General features: G+C 62.2%; 23 protein-coding genes. 6 read left to right on the top strand and 17 right to left on the bottom strand.

Translation table 11 applies throughout. The features are described 5' to 3' along the window. The 4 genes from AC1DZ5_RS17655 to AC1DZ5_RS17640 all read right to left on the bottom strand — a co-directional run. The coding region (locus AC1DZ5_RS17655) for a hypothetical protein (RefSeq protein ID WP_477891415.1) at positions 1 to 729 on the bottom strand (729 nt) is incomplete at its 3' end. Positions 730 to 984: 255 nt separating this feature from the next. Beyond that, on the bottom strand, positions 985 to 1,428 hold the full coding sequence (locus AC1DZ5_RS17650; protein ID WP_477891413.1) for a hypothetical protein: 444 nt from the start codon (positions 1,426 to 1,428) through the stop codon (positions 985 to 987). A 1-nt stretch (position 1,429) separates the two neighbouring features. Then, positions 1,430 to 2,914, bottom strand: a complete 1,485-nt coding sequence (locus AC1DZ5_RS17645; protein WP_477891411.1) for an HlyD family type I secretion periplasmic adaptor subunit — start codon at positions 2,912 to 2,914, stop codon at positions 1,430 to 1,432. Further along, complete coding sequence (locus tag AC1DZ5_RS17640) at positions 2,911 to 5,133, bottom strand: type I secretion system permease/ATPase (RefSeq protein WP_477891410.1); 2,223 nt, start codon at positions 5,131 to 5,133, stop codon at positions 2,911 to 2,913. The genes AC1DZ5_RS17645 and AC1DZ5_RS17640 overlap by 4 nt, the downstream gene beginning before the upstream one ends. A 223-nt stretch (positions 5,134 to 5,356) precedes the next feature. Here AC1DZ5_RS17640 and AC1DZ5_RS17635 point away from each other — a divergent pair, with 223 nt between their 5' ends. Genes AC1DZ5_RS17635 through AC1DZ5_RS17620 form a run of 4 tightly spaced genes read left to right on the top strand, consistent with a single transcriptional unit; the run spans position 5,357 to position 8,722 of the window. Then, on the top strand, positions 5,357 to 5,863 hold the full coding sequence (locus AC1DZ5_RS17635; protein ID WP_477891408.1) for a gluconokinase: 507 nt from the start codon (positions 5,357 to 5,359) through the stop codon (positions 5,861 to 5,863). After that, positions 5,860 to 6,357, top strand: coding sequence for a TRAP transporter small permease subunit (locus AC1DZ5_RS17630; protein ID WP_477891406.1), 498 nt, complete (start codon positions 5,860 to 5,862; stop codon positions 6,355 to 6,357). Before AC1DZ5_RS17635 ends, AC1DZ5_RS17630 begins: the two co-directional genes overlap by 4 nt. 5 nt (positions 6,358 to 6,362) lie before the next feature. Further along, positions 6,363 to 7,655 carry a TRAP transporter large permease gene (locus AC1DZ5_RS17625; RefSeq protein ID WP_477891404.1) on the top strand — a complete coding sequence of 431 codons (1,293 nt, stop codon included), beginning with the start codon at positions 6,363 to 6,365 and terminating at the stop codon, positions 7,653 to 7,655. A 38-nt stretch (positions 7,656 to 7,693) separates the two neighbouring features. Continuing rightward, the gene (locus AC1DZ5_RS17620; RefSeq protein WP_477891402.1) at positions 7,694 to 8,722 is read left to right on the top strand and encodes a TRAP transporter substrate-binding protein; all 1,029 of its coding nucleotides are present in this window, start codon (positions 7,694 to 7,696) and stop codon (positions 8,720 to 8,722) included. A gap of 71 nt (positions 8,723 to 8,793) precedes the next feature. On the opposite strand, the gene gloA2 is transcribed toward AC1DZ5_RS17620, so the two are convergent. From gloA2 to AC1DZ5_RS17605, 3 genes are read right to left on the bottom strand one after another with little or no spacing between them, the layout of a single operon-like run. Then, positions 8,794 to 9,198, bottom strand: a complete 405-nt coding sequence (gene gloA2, locus AC1DZ5_RS17615) for an SMU1112c/YaeR family gloxylase I-like metalloprotein (RefSeq protein WP_477891400.1) — start codon at positions 9,196 to 9,198, stop codon at positions 8,794 to 8,796. After that, positions 9,195 to 10,958, bottom strand: coding sequence for a thiamine pyrophosphate-binding protein (locus AC1DZ5_RS17610; RefSeq protein WP_477891398.1), 1,764 nt, complete (start codon positions 10,956 to 10,958; stop codon positions 9,195 to 9,197). Before AC1DZ5_RS17610 ends, gloA2 begins: the two co-directional genes overlap by 4 nt. Beyond that, complete coding sequence (locus tag AC1DZ5_RS17605) at positions 10,955 to 12,529, bottom strand: aminotransferase class V-fold PLP-dependent enzyme (protein ID WP_477891396.1); 1,575 nt, start codon at positions 12,527 to 12,529, stop codon at positions 10,955 to 10,957. The genes AC1DZ5_RS17610 and AC1DZ5_RS17605 overlap by 4 nt, the downstream gene beginning before the upstream one ends. Before the next feature lie 128 nt (positions 12,530 to 12,657). Between AC1DZ5_RS17605 and AC1DZ5_RS17600 the strand changes: the two genes are divergently transcribed. Beyond that, positions 12,658 to 13,116 carry an Lrp/AsnC family transcriptional regulator gene (locus AC1DZ5_RS17600; RefSeq protein ID WP_477891394.1) on the top strand — a complete coding sequence of 153 codons (459 nt, stop codon included), beginning with the start codon at positions 12,658 to 12,660 and terminating at the stop codon, positions 13,114 to 13,116. 10 nt (positions 13,117 to 13,126) lie between these two features. Here AC1DZ5_RS17600 and AC1DZ5_RS17595 read toward each other — a convergent pair whose 3' ends face one another. The 7 genes from AC1DZ5_RS17595 to hppD are packed head-to-tail and all read right to left on the bottom strand — an operon-like array spanning position 13,127 to position 19,189. Continuing rightward, complete coding sequence (locus AC1DZ5_RS17595) at positions 13,127 to 14,347, bottom strand: amino acid aminotransferase (protein ID WP_477891392.1); 1,221 nt, start codon at positions 14,345 to 14,347, stop codon at positions 13,127 to 13,129. Positions 14,348 to 14,362: 15 nt separating this feature from the next. Further along, a complete protein-coding gene (locus tag AC1DZ5_RS17590; RefSeq protein WP_477891390.1) occupies positions 14,363 to 15,067 on the bottom strand; it encodes an SDR family oxidoreductase in 705 nt (234 codons plus the stop codon). 1 nt (position 15,068) lies between these two features. Next, positions 15,069 to 15,953 (bottom strand): phenylalanine 4-monooxygenase, encoded by an 885-nt coding sequence (phhA, locus tag AC1DZ5_RS17585; protein ID WP_477891388.1) that lies wholly within the window; start codon positions 15,951 to 15,953, stop codon positions 15,069 to 15,071. Continuing rightward, entirely contained in the window at positions 15,950 to 16,264 is a 315-nt protein-coding gene (locus tag AC1DZ5_RS17580) for a 4a-hydroxytetrahydrobiopterin dehydratase (RefSeq protein WP_477891386.1), read from the bottom strand. The genes phhA and AC1DZ5_RS17580 overlap by 4 nt, the downstream gene beginning before the upstream one ends. 11 nt (positions 16,265 to 16,275) lie before the next feature. Next, positions 16,276 to 17,562, bottom strand: coding sequence for a fumarylacetoacetase (gene fahA / locus AC1DZ5_RS17575; protein ID WP_477891384.1), 1,287 nt, complete (start codon positions 17,560 to 17,562; stop codon positions 16,276 to 16,278). Beyond that, positions 17,559 to 18,104 carry a VOC family protein gene (locus AC1DZ5_RS17570; RefSeq protein WP_477891382.1) on the bottom strand — a complete coding sequence of 182 codons (546 nt, stop codon included), beginning with the start codon at positions 18,102 to 18,104 and terminating at the stop codon, positions 17,559 to 17,561. Before AC1DZ5_RS17570 ends, fahA begins: the two co-directional genes overlap by 4 nt. 8 nt (positions 18,105 to 18,112) lie before the next feature. Further along, on the bottom strand, positions 18,113 to 19,189 hold the full coding sequence (hppD, locus tag AC1DZ5_RS17565) for a 4-hydroxyphenylpyruvate dioxygenase (RefSeq protein WP_477891380.1): 1,077 nt from the start codon (positions 19,187 to 19,189) through the stop codon (positions 18,113 to 18,115). A gap of 108 nt (positions 19,190 to 19,297) precedes the next feature. On the opposite strand from hppD, the gene AC1DZ5_RS17560 reads away from it, so the two are divergent. Beyond that, complete coding sequence (locus AC1DZ5_RS17560) at positions 19,298 to 19,801, top strand: Lrp/AsnC family transcriptional regulator (RefSeq protein WP_477891378.1); 504 nt, start codon at positions 19,298 to 19,300, stop codon at positions 19,799 to 19,801. Here AC1DZ5_RS17560 and kdpE read toward each other — a convergent pair. From kdpE to kdpC, 3 genes are read right to left on the bottom strand one after another with little or no spacing between them, the layout of a single operon-like run. Beyond that, a complete protein-coding gene (gene kdpE / locus AC1DZ5_RS17555) occupies positions 19,798 to 20,499 on the bottom strand; it encodes a two-component system response regulator KdpE (RefSeq protein WP_477891376.1) in 702 nt (233 codons plus the stop codon). The two genes, AC1DZ5_RS17560 and kdpE, sit on opposite strands and share 4 nt — an antisense overlap. Before the next feature lie 5 nt (positions 20,500 to 20,504). Further along, the gene (locus tag AC1DZ5_RS17550; RefSeq protein WP_477891374.1) at positions 20,505 to 23,270 is read right to left on the bottom strand and encodes a DUF4118 domain-containing protein; all 2,766 of its coding nucleotides are present in this window, start codon (positions 23,268 to 23,270) and stop codon (positions 20,505 to 20,507) included. Between the two features lie 4 nt (positions 23,271 to 23,274). Then, entirely contained in the window at positions 23,275 to 23,844 is a 570-nt protein-coding gene (kdpC, locus tag AC1DZ5_RS17545; protein ID WP_477891372.1) for a potassium-transporting ATPase subunit KdpC, read from the bottom strand. Between the last annotated feature and the right edge of the window lie 7 nt (positions 23,845 to 23,851).

Below are 23,851 nucleotides of genomic sequence, written 5' to 3'. Positions count from 1 at the left end.
GGTGCCAGAGAGTACGGTGTCGGCACCAAAGAGTTCACGGCCGGAATCAATCAGGCCATTGCCGTCAATATCCAGCGCCAGCCAGCCGTCATCCCCTGCGACCCAGCCGGTGCCGGTCTTGATGCCGTCGGCGTTGTGGTCGAAGAGGATCGGAGTGCCAGTTACTCCTACGGTTTCTATGCCATCGCCGTCCAGGTCAATCGCCAGGGGGTCTCGGCGGATGGGGGCTCGGGTGGCGGCGGCGGTGCGGTAGTTGCCATTGACGTTGCCATTGATGTCGTAGTCGATGTCGTTGATGCCGTTCATCTCGGCAGCCTTAGCCTTGAGATCATCAATCAGATCGAATACTTCTGTCCATGGAATTAGTGCATTCGAGGCCAAAGTTACCTTGTCATACGCATTCTTGAATGCCTCAGATGCAATCATGTCGGCAGCCAGCGCATTTATTGGGCCATTTGGCAACGCGTACAGTCCTGCCAACGTACCCATGATTCCAGCTAGAGTGTCCCGAGTGAGTGCATTCATGTCCATTGACATCCATGCTTGCGAAACATCCATCATGAAGCCAGTATCATTCCAAGCGCCGACGATTGGCGTCCCATCTCCTATGGTCCTGACCACGAAACCGGACGCCTCACCTGAAATCAATGAACTTTCGATGCGCTGAATTACCTCTTCGCCAGTTGCAACTCGGATACCATTTTCAAAAAAATATACGGCAAAACTCATTTGGTTCCCTTATTCGAAAAATCTTTGATTACAGAAATAAAATTCCAAAGCAACCAGACACTACCGGAAACAATCAGAAACTTGGCATGCCCACGTTGTCCAAATAAATGGTTAGCCATATCCTGCAACCACTTCCATCGCATCGAAGAATCAGTGGGGTCTATCCATTGAGACCACCCAAGAAGGATCAGACACACCGAAAGTACTATTGGTAGTCGTCGATTGCTTTCTATCTTCATTTCTATTCACTCCTAATCAAGAATTGCTTAATTGAACTGTCCCGGCGTCGGGCATTGGAAATACGCTGGGGTTGTTTTGGAAAACTGCTCCATGATTTTGATCTAGCTGTCGTATCCTCGATGCAAGCGCTGTCTGCTGGATTCTTACAGCAACCCCAGCACCACAAGACCGCACAAACCTTTTATGCCTGTAGCCCGCACAGACATTGCGCGAGCAGCTATCAACTTTATAGTGGGCCATTGATTGCAAATCCCGCACCCAACCACTGCCGCGCATGTCCGGCAGGTCTTGTGCCTGCGTGCTCAGCACAACCGTGTCGGTGAAATCCCGGTAAAACGGGTTGGAGCCCAGTTGCAGGTTGGCCGCAGTGGTGTCTGCGGCAACGCCCACGGTTTCGGCCAATGTCCCATGGAATATGTGCAAGCAACCATTGAGCCTTCCAATTGGCGTATGTCTCATGTCACCGCTCCCTCAAACTCTCCATCCCCGCCTTCTGCACCGGTGAGAGCAGGAATTCGATGATTCGTCGTTTACCGGTTTTAATCTCCGCCGTCACATTCATCCCCGGACTGATAGCAATGTGCTTGCCATCCACCAGCATGTCCTTCTTCTCCAAGGTCAGCGTCGCCGGGTAGTAGCTCCCCTTCTTCTCATCCGTCACCGCATCCGCTGACACGTTGTCCACGGTCGCCTTGACGGTGCCGTACTTGGTAAAGCTGAAGGTCTCCAACTTGATCTCGGCCCCTTGGCCTCCGTTGACGAAGCCAATGTCCTGGTTGGCAATGGAGACCTCCGCCGTCACCTGGTTGGAATCTGGCACCACCACCATCAGGGCTTGGGCACTGGTGACGACGCCTCCGACGGAGTGGATGGCCAGTTGCTGGATGACGCCGGAGACCGGGGCTCTGAGCTGGGTCTGCTTTTGTCGTTGGTCGGCCTTGGAGTTGTCGGCACTGAGCTGGATGCGTTTGGTGTTGGCCTGGGCATAGCGGTCGGCCAGTTGGCGTTGGGTTTCGGCCTTGTAGGCGCTCTTGGACTGTTCAGTCTCTGCTGCGGTGGCCAGTGCCTCGGTCAGTCTGGCCTTTTGGGTAGCCAGATCTCGTTCCAGCTCTACGCGTTCCCGGGTCTTGTCCTGGGTGGCGTGGCTGGAGATAAAGCCTTGGTCCACCAGTTTGGTGAAGTCGGCCTCCCGGCTTTGGGCCATGGGCAAGGTGGCTTCCAGCTTGGCAATGCTGGCCTTGACGGTGGCGATCTCGGCCTGGCGGCGGTTGCTTTCAGCGTCGAGCTTGGCGAGCTTGGCGCTGATGTCTTGCCATTCGGCTTGGAGCTGGGCTTGTATCTGTGATTTCGTGCCCATATCGGCCTCTAGCCCAGGTAGCACTTGCGCGAGCAGCTTCTCTTTTGATAGCAATTGCAACAGGGCCTGGGTGCGTTGCTCTTCGCTATGGGCGGCTTTGAGCTGCTCCTGCAGGCTGCTTTGGTCGGCACTGGCCATGGTGGGGTCCAGCTCCACCAACACTTGACCGGCCTGGACCTTGTCGCCGTCTTTGACGAGGACAGCTTTGACGACACTGGCTTCCAGGGGTTGGATGACCTTGGTGCGGTCGCTGACGATGATGCGGCCGGGAGCCACGGCCACGATGTCCACCTCCCCGAAGATGGACCAGACCAGGGCCAGCACAAACAGGACCATCAGACCCCAGGCCAGGCGGCGCGGTGCGGGGTGGACCGGGGTTTCTTGCAGGCTTAGCGCTGCGGGCAAGAACGCCATTTCATCGGCCATGCGGGCCGGACCGGCCAGTTCAGCACGGTGCGCCCAGGCGGCTTGGAAGATGGCTTGGTAGCGGGAGAGTAGTTCCAGGATGGGGTGTTTGGGTGGGGGCCCTTCGACAAGCTCAGGGCGAACGGAGCTTGTTTCAGGATGAACATTGACAGCGGTGTTCACGCCCGTACCCCTTGGACCGGGCTCGGCTCATCACTGTCTACTTTGATCCCATCCTGCATGGCCCAGAGGTGGGCATACAAGCCTTGGGGTTTCTGGATCAGGGCTTCATGGGGGCCAGACTCCACGATGTTGCCCTTCTCCATCACGATGATGCGGTGGGAGTTTCTGACCGCAGACAGGCGGTGGGCAATGATGAGCACGGTTCTGCCCTGGCAGATGTACTGCATGTTCTTCTGGATGATGGCTTCACTCTCGTAGTCCAGCGCACTGGTGGCTTCGTCCAGGATCAGGATGCGGGGGTTGGTGAAGAGGGCTCTGGCGATGGCTACACGCTGGCGTTGACCACCCGATAGACTGCCACCTTGTTCACCGACCACGGTGTCATAGCCTTCGGGCAGTTCGCTGATGAAGTCGTGGGCACCGGCGAGTTGGGCCACCCGCATCACCGCCTCGATGGGGGCTGCCGGATCGGCAATGGCGATGTTTTCGCGGATGGAGCGGTTGAAGAGCAGGTTTTCTTGGAGGACTACGCCGACTTGGCGGCGGAGTTGGGCGGCGTCGATGAGGCTGATGTCGATGCCATCGACCAGCAGGCGTCCACCTTCGGGGCTGTAGAGGCGTTGGACCAGCTTGGTCAGGGTGCTTTTGCCGGAACCGGAGCGGCCGACGATGCCGATGATTTCTCCGGGACGGATGTCCAGGCTGACGGCGTTCAAGACCGGGGTAGCTTCGGGGCGGTAGCGGAAGACGACCTTGTCCAGGGTGATGCGGCCCTTCAGGGCGGGGAGCTGGGCCGTGCTGCTGGGGGGGACTTCGGTGCGGGTGTTGAGGATGTCGCCCAGGCGGGCGACCGAGATTCCTGTCTGTTGAAAATCGGTCCATAGCTGGGCCATGCGCATGATGGGTTGGGAGACGCGGCCTGCGAACATGTTGAAGGCGACAAACTGGCCGACGGTCAGCTGGTTGTCCATGACCAGCTGGGCACCCCACCACAGGGTAGCGGCGTTGACCAGCTTGCCAATCAGGTTGACGCCCTCATGGGCCACGCTGGCCAGGTTCTGGGTTTTGAAGGAGGCGGAGACGTAGGCGGCCAGCTGGTTGTCCCAGCGTTTGGCGAAGCTGGGCTCCAGGGCGGTGGCCTTCACCGTCTGGATGCCGGTGACGGTTTCTACCAGCATGGCCTGGTTTTCTGCACCGCGGGCGAACTTGACGTCCAGGCGGGCACGCAGGATGGGGACTACGGCCAAGGAGAGGCCAAAGTACAGCGGCAGGCTGACCAGGACGATGAGGGTCAGGGGCACGCTGTAGAACAGCATGACGGCGATGAAGACCACCGAGAAGACCACGTCCAGCAAGACGGTCATGGCATTGCCGGTGAGGAAGCTGCGGATGTTTTCCAGCTCGCGCACGCGGGCGATGGAATCTCCCACCCGGCGGGCCTGGAAGTAGGACAGGGGGAGTTGGATCAGGTGACGAAACAAGCGGGCACCCAGTTCCACATCGATGCGGCTGGTGGTGTGGCTGAAGACGTAGGCGCGTAAGGCATTCAAGACGGACTCGAAGACCACCACGATCACCAGGCCAATGACCAGTACATCCAAAGTCGTCATACCTTTGTGGACCAGGACCTTGTCCATGACGACCTGGAAGAACAAGGGAGAGACCAGGCCGAAGATCTGCAGCATGAAGCTGATCAGCAGGACTTCACCCAACAGCTTGCGGTACTTGATGAGGCTGGGGATGAACCAGGTGAAGTCAAACTTGGCCAGGGCGCCGGTCAAGGAGGCCCGGCTGGTGATGAGGATCAGCTCTCCGGTCCATTGGGTGGCGAAGACTTCGGCAGATTCGATGGTGGGGCCCGTAGAAGCGCCAGGAACCGCGGACTTGGAGACGTCCTGGAACAGGACGCGCTTGCCGTCGCTTTGCGCGAGGATGACGACGCGCAAGGAGTCGTCGTTGGTGTGCATCACGGCCAGGGCTGGCAAGGGGACTAAACCCAAGCGAGAGACTGTGGAGCGGCTGAGTTTGGCCTTAAGGCCCAGATGTTGGGCGCCGCGCAACAGATCGGAGGTGGTGACGGGGTCGGTGCTGGCGATGCCCAACTGGTGGGCCAGGGTGGCGGGGTCGCAGGCGACCTGGTGGAAGCGGGAGATGGCGCAGAGGGCGCTTAATGCAGCGGCGCTGGGCTCTGGAACAGAGGTTCCCTGGGGTTCAGACACGTACACACCTCAAAGATGGCTCCCATCTATTGAGGGGCGGTTGATATTGTGAAGAAATGTAAACGGCGCCAATCAAACCGCCTATCCCCCAAACGGGTGAATTTGCAGAAATTTTGGAAGAAAAAGCAGCAAATACGGCCTGCCCCATCTTCTCTAGGGAAAGTACCGATCTCAAGCGAAACCGATACTCATAAGATAGCGCTATCCAAAACAAATCAATCACATGAATTCCATCGTCATCATGGGGGTCGCCGGCTGCGGCAAGTCCAGTTTGGGCGCTGCGCTTGCGCAGGCCAACCACCTGACCTTGCTGGAGGGCGACGACTACCACAGCCCCGCCAGCCGCGAAAAAATGCGCCAGGGCATTGCCCTGACCGACGCCGACCGCGATGGCTGGTTGGCCACGCTGGGGGATGCCTTGCGCGCCCAACCCCAGGGCCTGGTGGTGACCTGCTCGGCCCTGAAACGCAGCTACCGCGAGCGCCTGCGCCAAGCGGCTCCCGGTCTGCGCTTTGTGTTCCTTGACATTGACAAAGCCCAGGCCCAGGCGCGGGTCGTGGCGCGCGCACCCTCCCATTTCTTCTCCACCAGCTTGGTGGACAACCAGTTCGCCACGCTGGAATCTCCCGTGGGCGAGGCCGGCGTGCTGCGCGTAGACGCCCTGCGCCCGCTGCCCGATTTGCAATCAGAGGTCAGCACCTGGCTGCACCACACCACCGAGGCCGCATGACCCCCACCCCACCCAACCGTTTTCAACGCTGGTCCAACCACCTGCTGGCCCTGTGCCTGGGTGTGATGGCCGTGGCCGTCTTTATCAACGTGGTGCTGCGCTACGGTTTTGGCAGCGGTGTAGCCGCCAGCGAAGAGGTGTCGCGCCTGCTGTTTGTCTGGATGGTGTTTATAGGCGCCACCGCCGCCTACCCCGCCGGTGAGCACATGGCGTTCACCAGCCTGGTGGGCGCGCTACAGCCGCACCCGCGCGCCATGGCCACCATGACCGCATTGATTCGCCTGCTGGTGCTGGCAGCCTGCGTGATGCTAGGCGTGGGTGCCTGGCAGCAGGTGGTGGTGGGCTGGGGCAGCTATTCGGTAGTGATGGGTTATCCCACGCTGCTACTGCCCTTGCCCGCCCTGCTGTGCTCTGCCGCCATTGGCGTCTTTGCGCTCATTGAACTGATCAAACGCACGCCGCTGGACCTGGGTCACGCGGCAGAACTGGACTGAACACCATGAGCAACGAAGGTCTCGCCTTTCTGGTTTTTTGCTTCGGCATGCTGGCCCTGATGGGCATTGGCATGAACATGGGCCTGGCGCTGGTGCTGACTGGCGCCGGCATGGCCTGGGTGCTGGAGTTTTGGGACACGCAGTTGCTGGCCCAAAACCTCGTGGCCGGGGTGGACAGCTTCCCGCTCCTGGCCGTACCGTTCTTCATTCTGGCGGGTGAGTTGATGAACTCGGGCGGCATCAGCCGGCGCATCATCACTATGGCGCAAGCTTGGGTGGGGCACATCCGCGGCGGGCTGGGCTTTGTGGCCATTGGCGCGGCCGTGCTCATGGCCAGCATGAGCGGCTCCGCGCTGGCCGACACAGCCGCGCTGGCCACCATCCTCATGCCCATGATGCGCCAGCAGGGTTACCCCATGCACACCTCGGCCGGGCTCATTGCCTCGGGCGGCATCATCGCCCCCATCATTCCGCCCAGCATGCCGTTTGTGATCTACGGCGTGACCACCAACACCTCCATCTCTGCGCTGTTCATCTCTGGCATCGTGCCAGGACTGATCATGGGTGTGGGCCTGATCGTGGCCTGGAAGCTGGTGCTGCGCAAAATGGACCTGCCCTCAGGCCAGCCCCTGCCGTTGCGCGAACGGCTGCACGCCACGCGCAAGGCCTTCTGGGCCATGCTCATGCCCATCATCATCATTGGCGGCATGAAGACTGGTGTCTTCACGCCCACCGAGGCCGCCGTGGTAGCCGCCTTCTACGCGCTGGTGGTGGCACTGTTTGTGCACCGCGAAATGACCCTACCCGAAGTGCATGGCGTACTGGTGCGCGCCGCCAAGACCACGGCCATCGTCATGTTCCTCTGCGCTGGCGCCCAGGTGGCCAGCTACATGATCACGCTGGCTGACTTGCCCGGAGTGCTGACCGGCTGGCTGGGCCCACTGGTGAACAGCCCACGCTTGCTGATGCTCGTGATGATGGTCGTGCTGATCATCGTAGGCACCGCGCTGGACCTGACCCCCACCATCCTGATCTTCGCGCCCGTGATGCTGCCCATCGCGGTGAAGGCCGGCATAGACCCGGTGTACTTCGGTCTGATGTTTGTGCTCAACGGTGCCATTGGCCTGATCACCCCGCCGGTGGGCACGGTGCTCAACGTCGTGGCCGGTGTGGGGCGCCTGCCGCTGCACCAGGTCATCAAAGGCGTGAACCCGTTCCTCATCACCTACACGCTGATCCTGTTCCTCTTTGTCCTGTTCCCGCAAATCGTGACTGCGCCGGTGGCGTGGATGCGTTAGACCCCGTTCCCCCTCACAACCCCCCAGGAGACACAACCATGACCCACTTCCCCACCCTGCTGCGCCGCACCCTGGTGGCAGCGGCCAGCGCTGCACTGCTCAGCGCCTCGTTTGCCGCGCTGGCGCAGGACATCAAACCGCGCCTGATCCGCTTTGGCTACGGCCTCAACGAGCAAAGCAACCAGGGCCGTGCAGCCAAGGTGTTTGCCGAAGCCGTGGAAAAAGCCTCGGGCGGCAAGATGAAGGTACGCGCGATTGGCGCCTCCGCCCTGGGCCCGGACGTACAAATGCAAAACTCACTGATCGGCGGAGCGCAGGAAATGATGGTGGGTTCCACTGCCACACTGGTAGGCATCACCAAAGAAATGGCGCTGTGGGACACACCCTTCCTCATCAGCAACGCCAAAGAGGCCGACACGCTGCTGGATGGCCCGATCGGGGACAAGATCCGCGCCAAGCTGCAGGACAAGGGCCTGGTGGGTCTGGCCTATTGGGAAAACGGCTTTCGCAACCTGACCAACAGCAAGCGCGCCATCACCAAGATGGAAGACTTGGGCGGCATCAAGTTGCGCGTGATGCAAAACAATGTGTTCCTGGAAAGCTTCAAGACCTTGGGCGCAAATGCCGTGCCCATGGCCTTCTCCGAGCTGTTCAGCGCGCTGGAAACCAACACCGTAGACGGACAGGAAAACCCGTTCAACACCATTCTGTCGAGCAAGTTCTATGAGGTGCAAAAGTACATGACGGTGACCAACCACGTGTACAGCCCCTGGATCGTGATGGCCAGCAAGAAATGGTGGGACCAGTTGTCCAAGGACGAGCAAAAGATCCTGAGCGACGCCGCCATTGCCAGCCGCGACTTTGAGCGCAAGGACACGCGCGATGAAGCCTCCAGGGCCGTGGCTGACCTCAAAGCCAAGGGTATGCAGGTGAACGAGCTGTCGCCCGCCGAATCGGCCCGCATGCGCGACAAGCTGACCCGCGTCTACGCACTCATTGGTGCTGATGTAGGCATGGACCTGTGGAACGAAACCCAGGCCGAACTGGCCAAGCTACGCAAGAAATAAGCCTCTAGCCCCCGTATTCATTGCGCGGGCAGCTTCTTTTTTTATAGCAGCTGGTAATCTGAGCCCTGCCGTCAGGCGGGGCTTTTCGCTTCATACAGCTCCAGCGGCAAGCCATCGGGATCGGCAAAAAACACAAACCGCCGGCCGGTGAACTCATCAACCCGCATGTCTTCCACCGCGATGCCGGCCGCTTCCAGCTGGTACTTCCAAGCCGCCACATCGGCCACCACAAAGGCCAGATGGCGCAGTCCACAGGCCTCGGGACGCGACGGGCGTGGCGGCGGACTGGGAAAGGAAAACAGCTCCAACTGCGTGCCATCGGGCAAAGCCAGGTCCAGCTTGTACGACTGGCGCTCGGCCCGGTAGTTCTCCGCCACAACGCGCAAACCCAGCACCTCGGTGTAGAAGTGCTTGGAGCGCCCGTAGTCCGAGACGATCAGCGCCACATGGTGCACCGTTTGCAGGATCACACTCATCGCTGCAGCGCCGTCTGTACGAGGGCCGCCTGGGTGAGCGCCGCAAGGCTGCCGCGTGTGCTGATCAGCTCTGGCTCCAGCACCACTTCAATCACCGTGCCGTTGGGCCGCTCCAAAGCGGCCAGCAGTTCGGCCTCAAAGTCGGCACTCTTGCGAATGGTCACGCCCGCGTAGCCATAGGCGCGCGCCAGCGCTGCAAAGTCGGGGTTATTCAACGCTGTGCCTGCCACACGCTCTGGGTACTCACGCTCCTGGTGCATGCGGATGGTGCCGTACATGCCGTTGTTGAGCAGCAGGATGATGCTCTTGGCACCGTGCTGCACCGCGGTGGCCAGCTCTTGGCCGTTCATCAGAAAGTCGCCATCACCCGCAATGGTGAATGCCACGCGCCCCGTGGTGATGGCCGCCGCAATACCGGCTGGGACACCATAGCCCATCGCACCATTGGTGGGCGCCAGTTGCGTCTTGTGGCCCGCGGCCAAGCCGGTGTAGCGGTAGAAGCGGTGCAGCCAGCTCGCAAAGTTGCCCGCGCCGTTGGTCAGCACCGCGTCTTTGGGCAAATGCTTTTGCAGCGTGGCGATCACATGGGGCATGTCCACCAGGCCGTGGTCGTTGTCAGCCGGCAAGTCCTTGATCACGCTGGGCACCAGGTTGGCCTGGTAGTCGGCGTTGCAGCTCGTAGTCCAGGCCTCCCAGGGCACAGTCACGGGGGCGGTCAGCACTTCCAGCGAACGGGCGGCGGCGCGCATGCTGGCGTGGATGGCCAGGTCCGCCTGGTACACGCGGTTCAGTTCTTCGGCGCTGGCGTGGATGTGCACCAGCGTTTGCTCCGCCTTGGGCGCCTGCAGCAGCGTGTAGCCGCCCGTGGTCATCTCGCCCAGGCGTGGGCCAATGGCGATGATCAAATCACTCTCGCGCACGCGCTTGGCCAGCGCGGGGTTGATGCCAATGCCCACATCGCCCGCGTACTGCGGATGGTGGTTGTCAAAGGTGTCCTGAAAGCGGAACGCATTGCCCACCGGCAGGCGCCAGTTCTCGGCAAAGCGCTGCAGCGCCTGCGCGGCCTGCGGCGTCCAACCACCGCCACCAGCGATGACAAAGGGGCGCTCCGATTTCAATAGCAGCTGGCGCAGATTCCGCAAGGCCCCGGGGTCACTCCAGGCCTCCACCGGCTCCACACGGGCCAGTGGCTGGGGTCGCTTGCCTGCCACATCGGGCACCAGCGCCTGGGTCAACATGTCTTCGGGCAACACCAGCACCACGGGGCCGGGGCGGCCGTTCATGGCGGTGGCAAAGGCGCGGGCAATGTACTCGGGAATACGCGCCGCCTCGTCAATACGCTCCACGCGTTTGGCCATACCCAGCGCACTGGGGCCAAACATCACGCGGTAGTCCATTTCCTGAAACGCCTCGCGGTCGCGCTGGTCGCTGGCCACATCGCCCACCAATAGCACCATGGGCGTGGAATCCTGGAACGCGGTGTGCACGCCAATGCTCGCATTCGTTGCCCCCGGCCCGCGCGTCACAAAACAGACGCCGGGGCGACCGGTGAGTTTGCCGTGCGCCTCGGCCATGAAGGCGGCACCGCCCTCCTGCCGGTTCACCACAAACTGGATTTGCTCGCGGTACACATGAAAGCCGTCCAGCACGGCCAGATAGCTTTCGCCGGGCACACCAAAGGCATGAGTCACGCCTTGTTCAACCAGGCATTGCACCAGCAGATGGCCGGCGAGTTGGGGGGAGTGGGTAGCTGCAGTCATGCGCTCCATTGTGCCGCCAAGCCACCCGCGAGGTGCCAAGCCTGGCCATGTCCGCGCGCGCGCAAGGCTTGCACCGCTTGCACGCTGCGCCCACCACTGCGGCAGAAAAAGATCAGGGGGCGGCGGCTTTCGCTGAGCCAGGCAGGCAGGTGCTGGCCCAGGGTCGCCAACGGCACATTGCACAAGGCCTGTGCGGACCAAGGCAGGCTGTGTTGACCCACCGCATGTTCATAGGTCTCACGGACATCCACCAGCAGGGCATCCGGGTGCTTCTGCAAAAATGTGGGCAAGGTATCGGCGGTCAGTACGGACTGCTCCGCGTCGATGTAGGAACCTTCGGGGTCCACGGGCTGGGACACGGACGGCACAGCACTTTGTAGGGCAACACCGCAGCGTGCGATGCGTGCACAGGCCTCGTCAATCAGCGCGTCATCGGTCAGCGCGCCAATGGACAGGCGAGCCGCACCCTCCGTCTGCCAGGCCGGCAGGCCCATAGCGCACAACACAAAGCTGGGCTCGGCCTTGGCCGCGCTACAGGCACTGCCCGCGCTGATGCGCATGCCGGCCGCGTCAAACAGGTTGAGCAGCGCCTTGCTGGACAGGCCAGGTACCGAGAAATTGAGTGTGGTGGGCAGCGAGCCTTCGAAAGGCATGTTGAACGCCACGCCAGGCAAGGCCGCGCGCAGTGCGTCAGCTAGCCGCAAACGCGCCAGCTGCAGAAAGTCGGTGGAGCGAAACACCGCACCCTCCCCTGTGTGCCCCGCTTCCAATGCCTCCAGCACCGCGCCCAGGGCCGCAATGCCGGGCATGTTCTCCGTACCCGAGCGCTGACCGCCCTCCTGCCCGCCGCCCACCATGAGCGGCGTGAAGGGGCTACCCGTACGCACATACAGCATGCCTATGCCTTTGGGCGCATAGAGCTTGTGGCCAGAGAACGGTGCGTAGTCGATGCGCGAGGTCTGCAAATCCAGGTCCAGCTTGCCCAGCGCCTGCACGCAGTCCACCAGCCACAGCACGCGGGAGCCAGTCGCGACGATCAATGCCTCAATGCCGGCAATGTCCGATACCACCCCGGTTTCGTTGTTGGCCGCCATGGTGCACAGCAGACCGGCAGTAGCCACATGCGCCTGCAAGAACACCATGTCATGCAAGCCGTTGCGGTCCACCGGCACTTCCACAATCGGCAGGTCCAGCCCCAGCACACGGTTCCAATGCGCCAGGCTTTGCGGCACGGCCTTGTGCTCGGTGGCCCCCACCAGCAAAGGGCCGTCCACGCGCTCACCCGCATCACGGCGCTCGCGCAGCGCGCACAGGGCGGATAACACGGCGGTTTGTATGCCTTCGGTCGCACCGCTCACAAACAGCAGGCGCCCGGCCCCCACGCCCAGTAGGCTGCGGGCGCGTGCCCGCACCTCGTCCACCAGCGCACGTGCACGCAGGCCTGTGCAGTGGCTGCTGCTGGGGTTGCCAAACTGGGCCGTCATGGCCTGCAGCGCTGCATCACGTGCCGCAGGCAGCAATGGTGTGGTGGCGTTGCAGTCCAGATAAATCTCGGTCAGCGGGGTGTGCATGGCAGGCCTCGGAAGCGGTTGGGATTGCTGCAAATCTTAGGACAGCCTGCCGCGAAGATTCGTTTCGTATTTACCAATAAAACTCTATTTTGTAGAATGAACGTTCTTTTATTACACCAAATAACAGCATGAAAGAACTAGACCGCATGGACCGTGCCATCCTGGGCGCACTGCAGGAAGATGGCACGCTCTCGGCCGCGCAGCTGGGTGAGAAAGTGGGCTTGTCGTCTACGCCGTGCTGGAAGCGCGTCAAGGCCATGGAGGAAGCCGGCCTGATTGAGAAACGCGTGGCCATCGTGAACCGCGAACAGGCGGGCCTACCGGTGACCGTGTTTGTGAGCCTGCGCACCAACCGGCACGACGAGGCCTGGCTGCGCAAGTTTGCAGCCTCGGTCTCCAGCATGCCCGAGGTGGTGGAGTTCCACCGCATGAGTGGTGATGTGGACTACCTGCTCAAGGTCGTTGCCGCCGACATTGCGGGCTACGACCGTTTTTACAAGCGCCTTATCCAGAACGCACAGCTGGCCGGGGTCTCGTCCGCCTTTTCCATGGAAGAGATCAAGAGCACCACAGCGCTGCCGTTGTGAGTCTGTGAACTCAGGCAACTGCCAGAGAGGCAGGATCAACGTTCGCAGAGACGAACGCGATTGCTTCGGCCACCCGCTCGATGTTGCCTGATCGCAAACCTGAAATGCACATGCGCCCGGAGTTCACCAGATAGATCGCATGGGTCTCGCGCAGACTGCGCACCTGCTGTTCCGTGAAATTGGTGTAGCTGAACATGCCACGCTGCGTTAGCAGGTAGGCAAAGTCATGCTGGGGCAAACGGCGCGTCAGCGCGGCATGCAATAGATGGCGCAAACCACGAATCCGTTCGCGCATGGCCGTCAGGTCACGTTCCCAGGAAGCACGCAGCTGTGGGTCATCCAGCACACGGGCTACCACCTGGCTGCCATGGGCTGGCGGGCTGAAATAGCTTTGGCGCACGGTAGATTTGAGTTGCCCCAGCACGCGCTCGGCCTGCACCGCATCAGCACACACCACGCTGAGGGCGCCGCAGCGCTCAGCGTACACCCCCATGCTTTTGGACAGGGTGTTGGCCAGCAAGAAACACATGCCCGATTGCACCAGGGCCCGTACGGCGTAGGCGTCCTCTTCCAACCCATCCCCAAAACCCTGGTACGCCAGATCCAGAAAAGGAATCAGCGCCTTTTCTTGCAACACCGGTATCAGCAACTGCCACTGTGCAGGGGTCAGGTCCACGCCCGTGGGGTTATGGCAGCAGGCATGGAGCAACACCACGCTGTGGCGGGGCAACGCTCGCAACGTCTCCAGCATCGCCTCAAACCGTACCCCACCATCCGCAGCGTAGTACGGGTAGGTGTGCACAGCCAGCCCTGCGCTTTCAAAGATGCTGCGATGGTTGTCCCAGGTGGGATCACTCAGCCACACGGCGCTGGCAGGAAACCACTGGCGTATGAACTCGGCCCCTGCCTTGAGCGCGCCGCTGGAGCCCACGGTTTGCACGGTAGCTACCCGCCCCTGGGCCAGGACTTCATGCCCGGCACCAAAAAGCAAACCCTGTATGGCATTGCGAAAACTGGTGCTCCCCTCCATCGGCAAATAGGGCTTGGGCTGTCGGGCTTGGGCCAAATACTGCTCGGCCTCGCACACGGCATGCTGCGCGGGCACCTGCCCGTGCTCATCGCTGTAAATGCCAATCGACAAATTGACCTTGTGGGGTCGGGGATCGCGGTGAAACGCCTCGTTCAGTGCCACGATGGCATCGCCCGCAAAAGCTTCTATGTGTTGAAACATCTTGTGGACCTCGCGTCAGCTCAATCCGCTGACAGGCAACGCCACACCATGTACGGCGCGGGCTGCGTCAGACGCCAGGAAGGCGATGGTCTGGGCCAGGTCTTGCGGGGACACCCAGCGTGCGGGGTCGGCCTCGGGCATAGCGGCCCGGTTTTCCGGCGTGTCGATGATGGACGGCAGCACGCAGTTGATGCGGATGTTCTGCTCCCGCAATTCGGCCGCCATGGATTCGGTCAGGCGGATGACAGCGCCCTTGGAGGCGGTGTACGCCCCCATATGGGCCGCACCGCGCAGGGCCGACTGGGCACCCACGTTGACAATGCTGCCGCCACCCGATGCCAGCATGCCGGGCACGACGGCCCGCACCATGTTCAAGAGCGTGCGGACATTGATATCCATCAGAAAATCCCAATCGCGGTCCTGGGTTTCATGCACGGGCGGCCCCATGCGGAAGCCACCCGCCAGGTTACACAGCACGTCAATGCGTCCCCACTGCGCCTGCGCCGCCTGGACCGCCTCCTGCACTTCTGCGGGCTGCAGCAGATTGACAGGCAATAGCAAACGGCGATCGGTGGCCTGGCCGTAGCGTTGCACCAGCCCGTCACGCCGCAAGTCCAGCAGCGCCAGACGGGCTCCGCGGGCCGACATCACTTCAGCCACAGCCGCGCCGAGGTTGCCCGCAGCGCCCGTGATCAACACGGTTTTGTTGGAAAAGTCCATCTCACTTCCCTCCGCGTCGGGCATCGTGGTAGCGCCCGGTGCCACGGCTTATCACCACATCGTCGGGCAGCACTTGGCCCGGTGCGTACTCCGGCTGGTCCTGCACCTGGGCGTACAGCGGCGCAAAGTCGATATTGGCCAACGACAGCAACTCATCCAAGTGGTTGATGACGAAATAGGTTTCCTGAAAATCATCGATCCGGTAGTGCGTGCGCATCACACGCGGCAGGTCAAAGCGCACGCGGTTGGGTGAGGCATCGTCCAGCGCAAACACTGTCTCCGAGGCCGAGGATGCAATGCCCGCACCATAGATGCGCAGGCCGTCTTTCTGCTGCACCAGACCAAACTCCACGGTGTACCAGTACACGCGGGCCAGTTTGTCCAGCACGCCCAGTTTTTGTGCGCGCAGCCCGCCTTGGCCATAGGCCTGGATGTAGTCCGCAATGGCCGGGTTCATAAGCATGGGCACATGGCCAAACACGTCGTGGAACACATCGGGCTCCTCCAGGTAGTCCAGTTCGTGCGGCTTGCGGATGAAATGCCCGGATGGAAACCGCCGGTTCGCCAAGTGTTCAAAAAACACCTCGTCAGGCACCAGCCCCGGCACGGCCACCACTTGCCAGCCCGTGCGCTGCATCAGCACATCGTTCAGACGTCGAAAATCCGGAATGGTGTCGGCCGCTATCGGCAAATCACGCATGCCCTGCACAAACTCGTCACAGGCCCGGCCCGGTAGCAGCCGGCTCTGGCGTTCAAACAGCGTTTTCCAGGTGGCGTGCTCCTGGGCGCTGTAGTGCTCCCAGCCTTGGTCGATGGTCCAGTCCGCACGTGTGGGCACCAGCCCGGCCGCCAGACCGTGCTTGCTAGACATTGTCTCGGCGTTCATGCTGCAGCTCCTTGGGAACGGTCTATGTATGCCATATCGATCACACGCGCCAGGTCCAGGTCGCGTTGCGACAGGCCCTGCACATCGTGCGTGGTAAGGGTGATCTCCACCCGGTTGTAGACATTGCACCACTCGGGATGGTGGTCGCGCTTCTCAGCTGCCACCGCTATCTGGGCCATGAAGCCAAAGGCCTGCGCAAAGTCTGCAAACAGCAGGGTGCGCGCCATCAGGCCACCGCGCTCTGCGCTGAACTGCCAGTGGGGCCAGTCCAGCTGCAGGCTGGCAAAGCTGCTCGGGTTGATGCGTTCCATACCGCCCTCCTTCACAGGCTGCGCGCGGCTAGTACGGTGCCGCGGCATTCGCCAAACCCAATGCGCCGCGCGCCCGCGCGCTCGCAGCTGCCACGCAGGATGATGGTGTCTCCATCCTGCAAAAACGTGCGCGTCTCGCCGTTGGCCAAAGTCAGCGGCACCTTGCCACCCTGGGTCAACTCCAGGAGTGAGCCGCCCTGCTCCGGCGCCGGGCCCGACAGCGTGCCGGTACCCAGCACATCGCCTGCGCGCAGATTGCAACCATTCACCGTGTGGTGGGCTACCAGCTGCGCCAGCGTCCAGTAGGCGTCGCGCATATTCGATTGCGAGAGGCGTTCGCCCGCACTGCCTGCGGCGCGCATGGCGGGCGTTTGCAGCCAGACTTCGAGCTGCACATCCAGCGCACCTGCGCTGCGGTTGGGGGCAGAGTCCAGGTAGTCCAAGGGCTGTGGGTCGTCTGCACTGCGTGTGAAGGCCGCACGGAACGGCGCCAGCGCCTCCATCGTCACCAGCCAGGGGGACACGGTGGAGGCAAAGTTTTTGGCCAGGAAGGGGCCCAGCGGCTGGTACTCCCAGGCCTGCACATCACGTGCGCTCCAGTCGTTGAGCAGCGTGAGGCCAAACAGGTGGTCTTCGGCGTCCGCTATAGAAACAGGAGCGCCCAGCGCATTGTCCATGCCGACCCAGGCCGCTATTTCCAGTTCATAGTCGAGCCGCGCGGTGGGCCCAAAATCTGGCACCGTGGCGCCAGGCTTGAGTGTTTGCCCGCGCGGACGGTGAAACTGCTGGCCACTGGCGCCGATGCTGCTGGCGCGGCCGTGGTAACCAATGGGCACCCACTTGTAGTTAGGCAGCAGCGGGTTGTCGGGGCGGAACAATTTGCCCACCGTGGTGGCGTGGTGGATGCCGGTGTAGAAGTCGGTGTAGTCGCCCACCTCGCAAGGCAGGCCCAACTCCACTTCGGTCTGGCGCAGCAGCGCATCGGCCCAGACCTTTTGCAAGGCCGAGCCCGCGCACAAGCCTTCCCAGATCGCCAGACGCAGGGCGCGGCGTTCTGCCACGGGCGCCGCCATCAGGCGTGCCATGTCGTTATGGTCAATCAGCCCGGTAGCGTGCAGGTCCAGCACTCGGTCGCCAATGGCGACACCAATCTGCCAGGGTTCCAGCCGGTTGTGGCGGAAACGGCCAAACGGCAGGTTCTGGATGGGGAAGTCTGTATCGAATGCATTGGCAGACTTCACCCAGCTTAGGGTGGCCGGGTCGTGCGTGGCGTCCAGCGCAATGACGGGTGCGCTCATGCCTTGGCTCCCAGCTCTTTGGCGTGCAGGAAGGCTGCGTGCTTGGGTGCGCGCTTGGTCACGCTCCACTCTTCCAGCATGGCCCATTTCACGGCATCGGCCTGGGCAATCTTGGCGGTCTCTTCGGGGTCCGGGCAGGCCAGCTCCAGGCGGTGGCCGTTGGGGTCAAAGAAGTAAATGCTATGGAACATGCCGTGGTCAGTCACGCCCAGTACATCCACGCCATGGGCTTCCAGATGCGCCTTGAATTCGAGCAGTTCGGCACGGTCTTTCACGCGGAAGGCGATGTGCTGCACCCACTCGGGCGTGTTCGGGTCGCGGCCCATGGGCGGCTGCGTGGGCAGCTCAAAGAAAGCCAGCACATTGCCCATGCCGGCGTCCATGAAGATGTGCATGTACGGGTCGGGCGCCTTGGTGCTGGGCACCAGGTCTTCGGCAATGGCCAACACAAAGTCCATGTGCAGCATCTTCTGGTACCACAGCACGGTTTCCTTGGCGTCCTTGCAGCGGTAGGCGACGTGGTGGATGCGATCGATTTTCATGGTGTCTCCTATGCAGTTTCCAGTGCACCACGCTGAATCTGATCGCGCTCCAGCGATTCAAACAGCGCCTTGAAATTGCCCTCGCCAAATCCTTCGTCGCCCTGGCGCTGGATGAACTCGAAGAACACCGGGCCCAACTGCGTCTGCGAGAAGATCTGCAGCAAGAGACGCGGCGTGCCGCCTTCGGTGCTGCCGTCCAACAGGATGCCGCGCGTCTGCAACTCGGCCACCGGTTGGCCATGGCCAGGCAGGCGACCTTCCAGCATCTCGTAGTACACGTCGTTGGGCGCCGTCATCAGCGGCACGCCGGCCAGCGCCAGTTTGTCCACGGTGGTGATCAGGTCATCGCAGATCAGCGCGATGTGCTGGATGCCCTCGCCGTTGAACTTCATCAAATACTCTTCGATCTGCCCGCCGCCCTGGCGCGCCTCTTCATTGAGCGGAATGCGGATCTTGCCGTCCGGCGCGGTCAGAGCCTTGGAGGTCAGGCCGGTGTACTCGCCCTTGATGTCAAAGAAGCGGATCTCGCGAAAATTGAACAGGCGCTCGTAGTAGTCGGCCCAGAAGGCCATGCGGCCGCGGTAGACGTTGTGCGTCAGGTGGTCGATGAGCTTGAGGCCATGGCCCACGGGGCGACGGTCCACACCTTCGATGAATTCAAAGTCGATGTCGTAGATGGATTTGCCATCTTCATACCGGTCAATCAGGTACAGGGGCGCGCCACCAATGCCCTTGATGGCGGGCAGGTTCAGCTCCATGGGGCCAGGGCGCAGCTCTACGGGTTGGGCGCCCAATTCCAAAGCGCGCTTGTAGGCCAAGTGCGAATCCTTCACGCGAAACGCCATGCCGCAGGCGCTGGGGCCGTGCTCGGCGGCGAAGTAGCCCGCCACGCTTTTGGGCTCGCGGTTAACAATGAAGTTGATCTCACCCTGGCGGTACAGCACCACGTCTTTGGAGCGGTGCTTGGCCACCAGCGTGAAGCCCATGCGTTCAAACACGGGTTCAATCACCCCTGCCACGGGGGACGCAAACTCCACAAATTCAAAGCCCATCAGGCCCATGGGGTTGTCAAACAAATCGGCCATATTCATGCTCCTCAAACGCTGTTCTTGAAGCCTTGATTGTGGTCAATTGGACGTGCAAATGGCGTGCAAGTTGCGGGATTCAACCTGCCTCCAGTGCATAATTTATGCATGAAACAAGAGAAACACGAAGATTCGATGCTGGATGGCTTCGATATCAGTCTTCTTGCTGCACTGCAGCGCGATGCGCATGCCACGCACCAGCAAATTGGGGAACAGGTGCACCTGTCGGCCTCGCAGGTCAGCCGCCGTGTGCAGCGGCTGCAGGCCCAGGGAATCATCCGCCGCTATGTGGCCCTGCTCGAACCTGTGGCCATTGGCCTAGGCGTGCGCGCCATCTCCTACGTCACGCTGACCCGCCACAGTGGTGACGAAGGCTTGGCGTTTGAGCGCGAGATTGCCAGCTTCCCCGAGGTGCTGGAGTGCTATTCGGTGGCCGGTGAATCGGACTACATCCTGCAGATCGTGGCGGCCGACCTCAGCGTGCTGTCTGAGCAGGTGCTGCGCCGCCTGACCCGTATTCAGGGCGTGGGCAGCATCCGCTCCAACATCGTGCTCGCCCGCATCAAGAGCAGCACCGAGCTGCCCCTGGCGCACCTCAAGCGCGGTGCCTAGACCATCAAACGGTAACCCACAGCTGTTTCTGTCAGCAGATGCTGCGGCTGGCCAGGGTCGGCCTCCAGTTTCTGCCGCAAGTGGCCCATGTAGATGCGCAGGTAGTGGCTCTGGTCGGCATGCGATGGGCCCCATACCTCGCGCAACAACTGGCGGTGCGTCAACACGCGGCCCGCATTGGCCACCAACACGAGCAGCAGGCGGTATTCAATGGGGGTGAGGTGCACCTCGGCGCCCGCGCGGCGCACCAGGCGGGCCTGGCGGTCCACCTCTACCTCGCCAAACACAAACAGCGAATCGTCGGCTTTGCCCTCAGCACTGGCCGCGCGCGGGCGGCGCAGGTTGGCGCGCACACGGGCCAGCAGCTCGCCCACGCCAAAGGGCTTGGTCAGGTAATCATCAGCGCCCGCGTCCAGCGCGGCAATCTTGTCGCTCTCGTCGCTGCGGGCGGAGAGCACCACGATGGGCACAGCCGACCAGCTGCGCACATCGCGGATCACATCCAACCCATCACCATCGGGCAGGCCCAGGTCCAGTACCAGCAGGTCGGGCTTACGGGTGGCCGCGTCGCGCAGGCCATGCTGGGCGGTTTCGGCCTCAAACACTTGCCAGCCCTCGGCCTCTAGCGCCACGCGCACAAAACGGCGGATCTGGGGCTCGTCTTCAATCAGTACGGCAACGGGCGCAGGGGTAGACATGGGGCTTAGATTTCGTCGGCTTCGGTGGGAGCCAGCGGCGGTGCACGTCGTGGCAAGGTGATGGTGAATTCTGCACCACCGTCATCGGCATTGCGGGCGCTAATGCGGCCTTTGTGCGCGTCCACCACCGCTTTGCAAATGGCCAGGCCCAGGCCCACACCACGCGTGGAAGATTCATTCTTGCCGCGCGTGAATTTTTCGAACAAATCGGCCTCCCTGCCCTGGCTGGCTGGCGGCAGGCCGGGCCCGTAATCGCGCACCCGCAACTCCAGGGTCTCAGGCGTCACCTGCGCAGCCACCTCCACGGCCGGTGAGCGCGCCGGTGTCGTCACGCCATATTTGGCAGCGTTCTCCAGCAGGTTGACAAGCAAACGCTCCATCAGGCCCGCATCAAACTCTACCAGCGGCAGATCGGGGGCAATGGCGGTGTGCACGGTCAGTGGCCCCAGCGCGTGCCGTGCAGCGCGGATCGCGCCACCTACCACCTCCTCCACCGACTGCCACTCCAGCCGTAGCTCTACCTGGCCACTCTCCAACCGGGCCATCTCCAGCAGGTTACCCACCAGTGCCCCCAGCTCGCGGGCCTCGTGGTTGATGGCGTCGGCGGAGCTCTTTTGGTCGTTAGTGAGTGGTGCGGAGCTGGCCAGTGATTCGGCCTGACCGATGAGTGCCGTGAGCGGTGTGCGCACATCATGCGACATGGCGGCGAGCAACGTGTTGCGCAGGCGTTCGGACTCCATCTGCACCACGGCGCCCTGCGCCACATCCACGTAGTGCACGCGCTCCAGCGCAATGGCAATTTGCCGGGCCAGCGTATCCAGCTGCTGCACCTGCTCAGGAATCAAGAGCCAGCGTGCCTGCGCCGGCTGCAACGCCAGAACGCCACGCACGCGCATGGGCGCTTGTAGCGGCACATAGTGCCAGGGGTTGGACGGCAGTGTCGACGTAGCCAGCCCGGCGCGCTGGCTGTTGTTGAAAGCCCAATCGGCGATGCTGCCGTCCAGCCCTTGCGGCAGGTCTGTGGGCAGCGCAAGCTGGTCGCGTGCATCGGGCAACAACACCTTGGCATGGCCACCAAACGTGCGCTGCACTGCGGCCTCTCCCAACTCGACCACCTGCTCGGTTTGTAGTGCGGCGGACAGCTCGCGCGTGAGCTCAAACAGCGCCTGCGCACGCCGCTCGCGGCTGGCAGCGACATTGGCAGAAAACCGCAGATTGGCCGTCAGTTGGCCGATCAACAGGCCCACTACCAGCATCACCGCAAAGGTCACCAGGTACTGCACGTCACTTACGGCAAATGACAAGCGCGGCTGCACAAAAAAGAAGTCAAACGAAGCCACAGATAGCACGGCCGCCAGGCTGGCTGGCCCCCTTCCCAGTTTCACCGCCACCAGCACCACGCACAGCAAAAACAGCATGACGATATTGGCCAAGTCAAACAATGGCAGCATGGGCAGCGTCAGTACGGTGGTGAGCAGACAAGCCGCAGTAGCACCGCCGTATCGGCCCCAAAGTGCGCGCCACCGCAAGGCCGCTGGTTCATCTTCGACATTGCTACCCAGCGGCTGTCCAAGCTTGCGCACACTGTCGGTAGAGCCCACTTCCACAATATCCAGTGTGGGGGCTAACACGGCAAGCTGGCGCGTGAGTGTGGGGCGCAGCAGGCGCCACACGCTGCTCCAACTGCGCTGGACCGGGCGCCCCAGCACGACGGTGGCACAGTTCAAGGTCTGGGCCTGCTGCAACAATGCCGTTGCAATGTCGTCACCGGTCAACACCGCCGTGCTGCCACCCAGTTCTTCGGCCAGCTTGAGCACTGCCAAGGTGCGATCCCGATCCTGAGCAGCCAGTCGCTGCAGTGCCGGGGTTTCTACATAGGCGGCATGCCAGCGCGCATTGAGCTGCCCGGCCAGGCGCGCGGCGGTGCGCACTGCGTGCTCTGCGCCGGCGTGCGGGCCCACACAGACCAACAGCGCGCCCGAGGTATTCCAGGCCGGCTGATCGGTAGCGTGTTGCTGGCGCGAGGTCTGCACCAGGTGCTGGCGGTAGCTGCGCACATCGTCACCCACATGCTCTGCGGTACGGCGCAGTGCGATCTCGCGCAACGCGATCAGGTTGCCTTTGCGAAAAAAGTTCTGGCTGGCGCGTTCGGCCTGCTGCGGGATATAGACCTTGCCGGCCTTCAGGCGCGCCAGCAGTTCGTCCGCCGTCACGTCCACCAGCACGATTTCGTCGGCACCGTCCAGCACGGTGTCGGGCACGGTCTCATTCACGCGCACGCCAGTGATGGCGCCCACGGTGCCGTTGAGGCTTTCCAGGTGTTGTACGTTTAGCGCGGTCCAGACGTCGATGCCGGCATCCAGCAGCTCCTGCACGTCCTGCCAGCGCTTGGGGTGGCGCGAGCCCGGGGCGTTGCTGTGGGCCAGCTCATCCACGAGCAATACATCGGGCTGTGCGGCCAGGGCGGCATCAATATCCAGCTCCAGCAGCACCTGGCCGCGGTAGGCAATCTCCTGCAGGGCCAGCACATGCAAGCCGGTCTGCAGCTCCATGGTGTCCTTGCGGCCATGGGTTTCCACCACGCCCACCAGCACCCGTTGACCCGCGCGCTGCGCGCGTTGTGCGGCGCTGAGCATGGCGTAGGTCTTGCCCACGCCCGCGTTGGCGCCAAAGTAAATGCGCAGCTTGCCACGCTGCTGCGTGGCCTGCGCCTCTTGCAGCTGGGCCAGCAAGGCGTCCGGGTCGGGCCGTGAATCTGAAGGGCTTGCCATCTACTTAGTGTGCATCAAGCGCCAGGTTCAGTTGCAGCACATTCACCACGGGCTCACCGACTACGCCCAGCATTGGACGCTCAGTATTCTGCGCTACCAGGGCTTGCACAGCTTCCTTAGACAGCTTACGAGCGGCTGCCACGCGGGCCAGTTGGTATTGCGCCGCGGCGGGGCTGATGTGCGGGTCCAATCCGCTGGCCGAGGCGGTAACCAACTCAACCGGCACGGGCGCGGTGTTGGTAGGGTCGGCGGCCTGCAGTGCTTGCAGACGGCCTTTGGCCGCGTCCACCAGTGCTGGATTCATCGGCCCCTGGTTGGAGCCACTGGAGGCGGCCGCATTGTTACCAAACGGGCCTGTGGCCGACGGGCGACCCCAGAAGTGGCCGGGGTCACTGAAGTTCTGACCAATCAGGGCGGAGCCGACGGGTTTGCCGTCCCGCACGATCAGGCTGCCATGCGCTTGTTGGGGGAAGACGGTCTGGCCGACCGCTGTGACCACCAGCGGGTAGGCCACGCCGGTAACCAGGGTGAGCGCCGAAAACAGAACCAGCAGAGGACGAAGTGTTTTGTTCATGAGAAGA

The sequence above is a fragment of the Rhodoferax sp. P1_F3 genome (genome assembly GCF_056405715.1).
The sequence above is the reverse complement of the archived record's forward strand: the minus strand, read 5'-3'. Positions and strand labels throughout refer to the sequence as shown.

Bases quoted from the DNA above. Each gene is read 5' to 3' on its own strand.
- gloA2 (WP_477891400.1), bottom strand. From the start codon at position 9,198: ATGAGTGTGATCCTGCAAACGGTGCACCATGTGGCGCTGATCGTCTCG.
- AC1DZ5_RS17630 (WP_477891406.1), top strand. From the start codon at position 5,860: ATGACCCCCACCCCACCCAACCGTTTTCAACGCTGGTCCAACCACCTG.
- AC1DZ5_RS17635 (WP_477891408.1), top strand. From the start codon at position 5,357: ATGAATTCCATCGTCATCATGGGGGTCGCCGGCTGCGGCAAGTCCAGT.
- hppD (WP_477891380.1), bottom strand. From the start codon at position 19,189: ATGGCCGATTTGTTTGACAACCCCATGGGCCTGATGGGCTTTGAATTT.
- AC1DZ5_RS17590 (WP_477891390.1), bottom strand. From the start codon at position 15,067: ATGGACTTTTCCAACAAAACCGTGTTGATCACGGGCGCTGCGGGCAAC.
- AC1DZ5_RS17605 (WP_477891396.1), bottom strand. From the start codon at position 12,529: ATGCACACCCCGCTGACCGAGATTTATCTGGACTGCAACGCCACCACA.
- AC1DZ5_RS17550 (WP_477891374.1), bottom strand. From the start codon at position 23,270: ATGGCAAGCCCTTCAGATTCACGGCCCGACCCGGACGCCTTGCTGGCC.
- AC1DZ5_RS17560 (WP_477891378.1), top strand. From the start codon at position 19,298: ATGAAACAAGAGAAACACGAAGATTCGATGCTGGATGGCTTCGATATC.
- AC1DZ5_RS17600 (WP_477891394.1), top strand. From the start codon at position 12,658: ATGAAAGAACTAGACCGCATGGACCGTGCCATCCTGGGCGCACTGCAG.
- AC1DZ5_RS17595 (WP_477891392.1), bottom strand. From the start codon at position 14,347: ATGTTTCAACACATAGAAGCTTTTGCGGGCGATGCCATCGTGGCACTG.
- AC1DZ5_RS17650 (WP_477891413.1), bottom strand. From the start codon at position 1,428: ATGAGACATACGCCAATTGGAAGGCTCAATGGTTGCTTGCACATATTC.
- AC1DZ5_RS17570 (WP_477891382.1), bottom strand. From the start codon at position 18,104: ATGAAAATCGATCGCATCCACCACGTCGCCTACCGCTGCAAGGACGCC.
- AC1DZ5_RS17620 (WP_477891402.1), top strand. From the start codon at position 7,694: ATGACCCACTTCCCCACCCTGCTGCGCCGCACCCTGGTGGCAGCGGCC.
- kdpE (WP_477891376.1), bottom strand. From the start codon at position 20,499: ATGTCTACCCCTGCGCCCGTTGCCGTACTGATTGAAGACGAGCCCCAG.
- AC1DZ5_RS17580 (WP_477891386.1), bottom strand. From the start codon at position 16,264: ATGGAACGCATCAACCCGAGCAGCTTTGCCAGCCTGCAGCTGGACTGG.
- fahA (WP_477891384.1), bottom strand. From the start codon at position 17,562: ATGAGCGCACCCGTCATTGCGCTGGACGCCACGCACGACCCGGCCACC.
- AC1DZ5_RS17610 (WP_477891398.1), bottom strand. From the start codon at position 10,958: ATGACTGCAGCTACCCACTCCCCCCAACTCGCCGGCCATCTGCTGGTG.
- phhA (WP_477891388.1), bottom strand. From the start codon at position 15,953: ATGAACGCCGAGACAATGTCTAGCAAGCACGGTCTGGCGGCCGGGCTG.
- AC1DZ5_RS17625 (WP_477891404.1), top strand. From the start codon at position 6,363: ATGAGCAACGAAGGTCTCGCCTTTCTGGTTTTTTGCTTCGGCATGCTG.
- kdpC (WP_477891372.1), bottom strand. From the start codon at position 23,844: ATGAACAAAACACTTCGTCCTCTGCTGGTTCTGTTTTCGGCGCTCACC.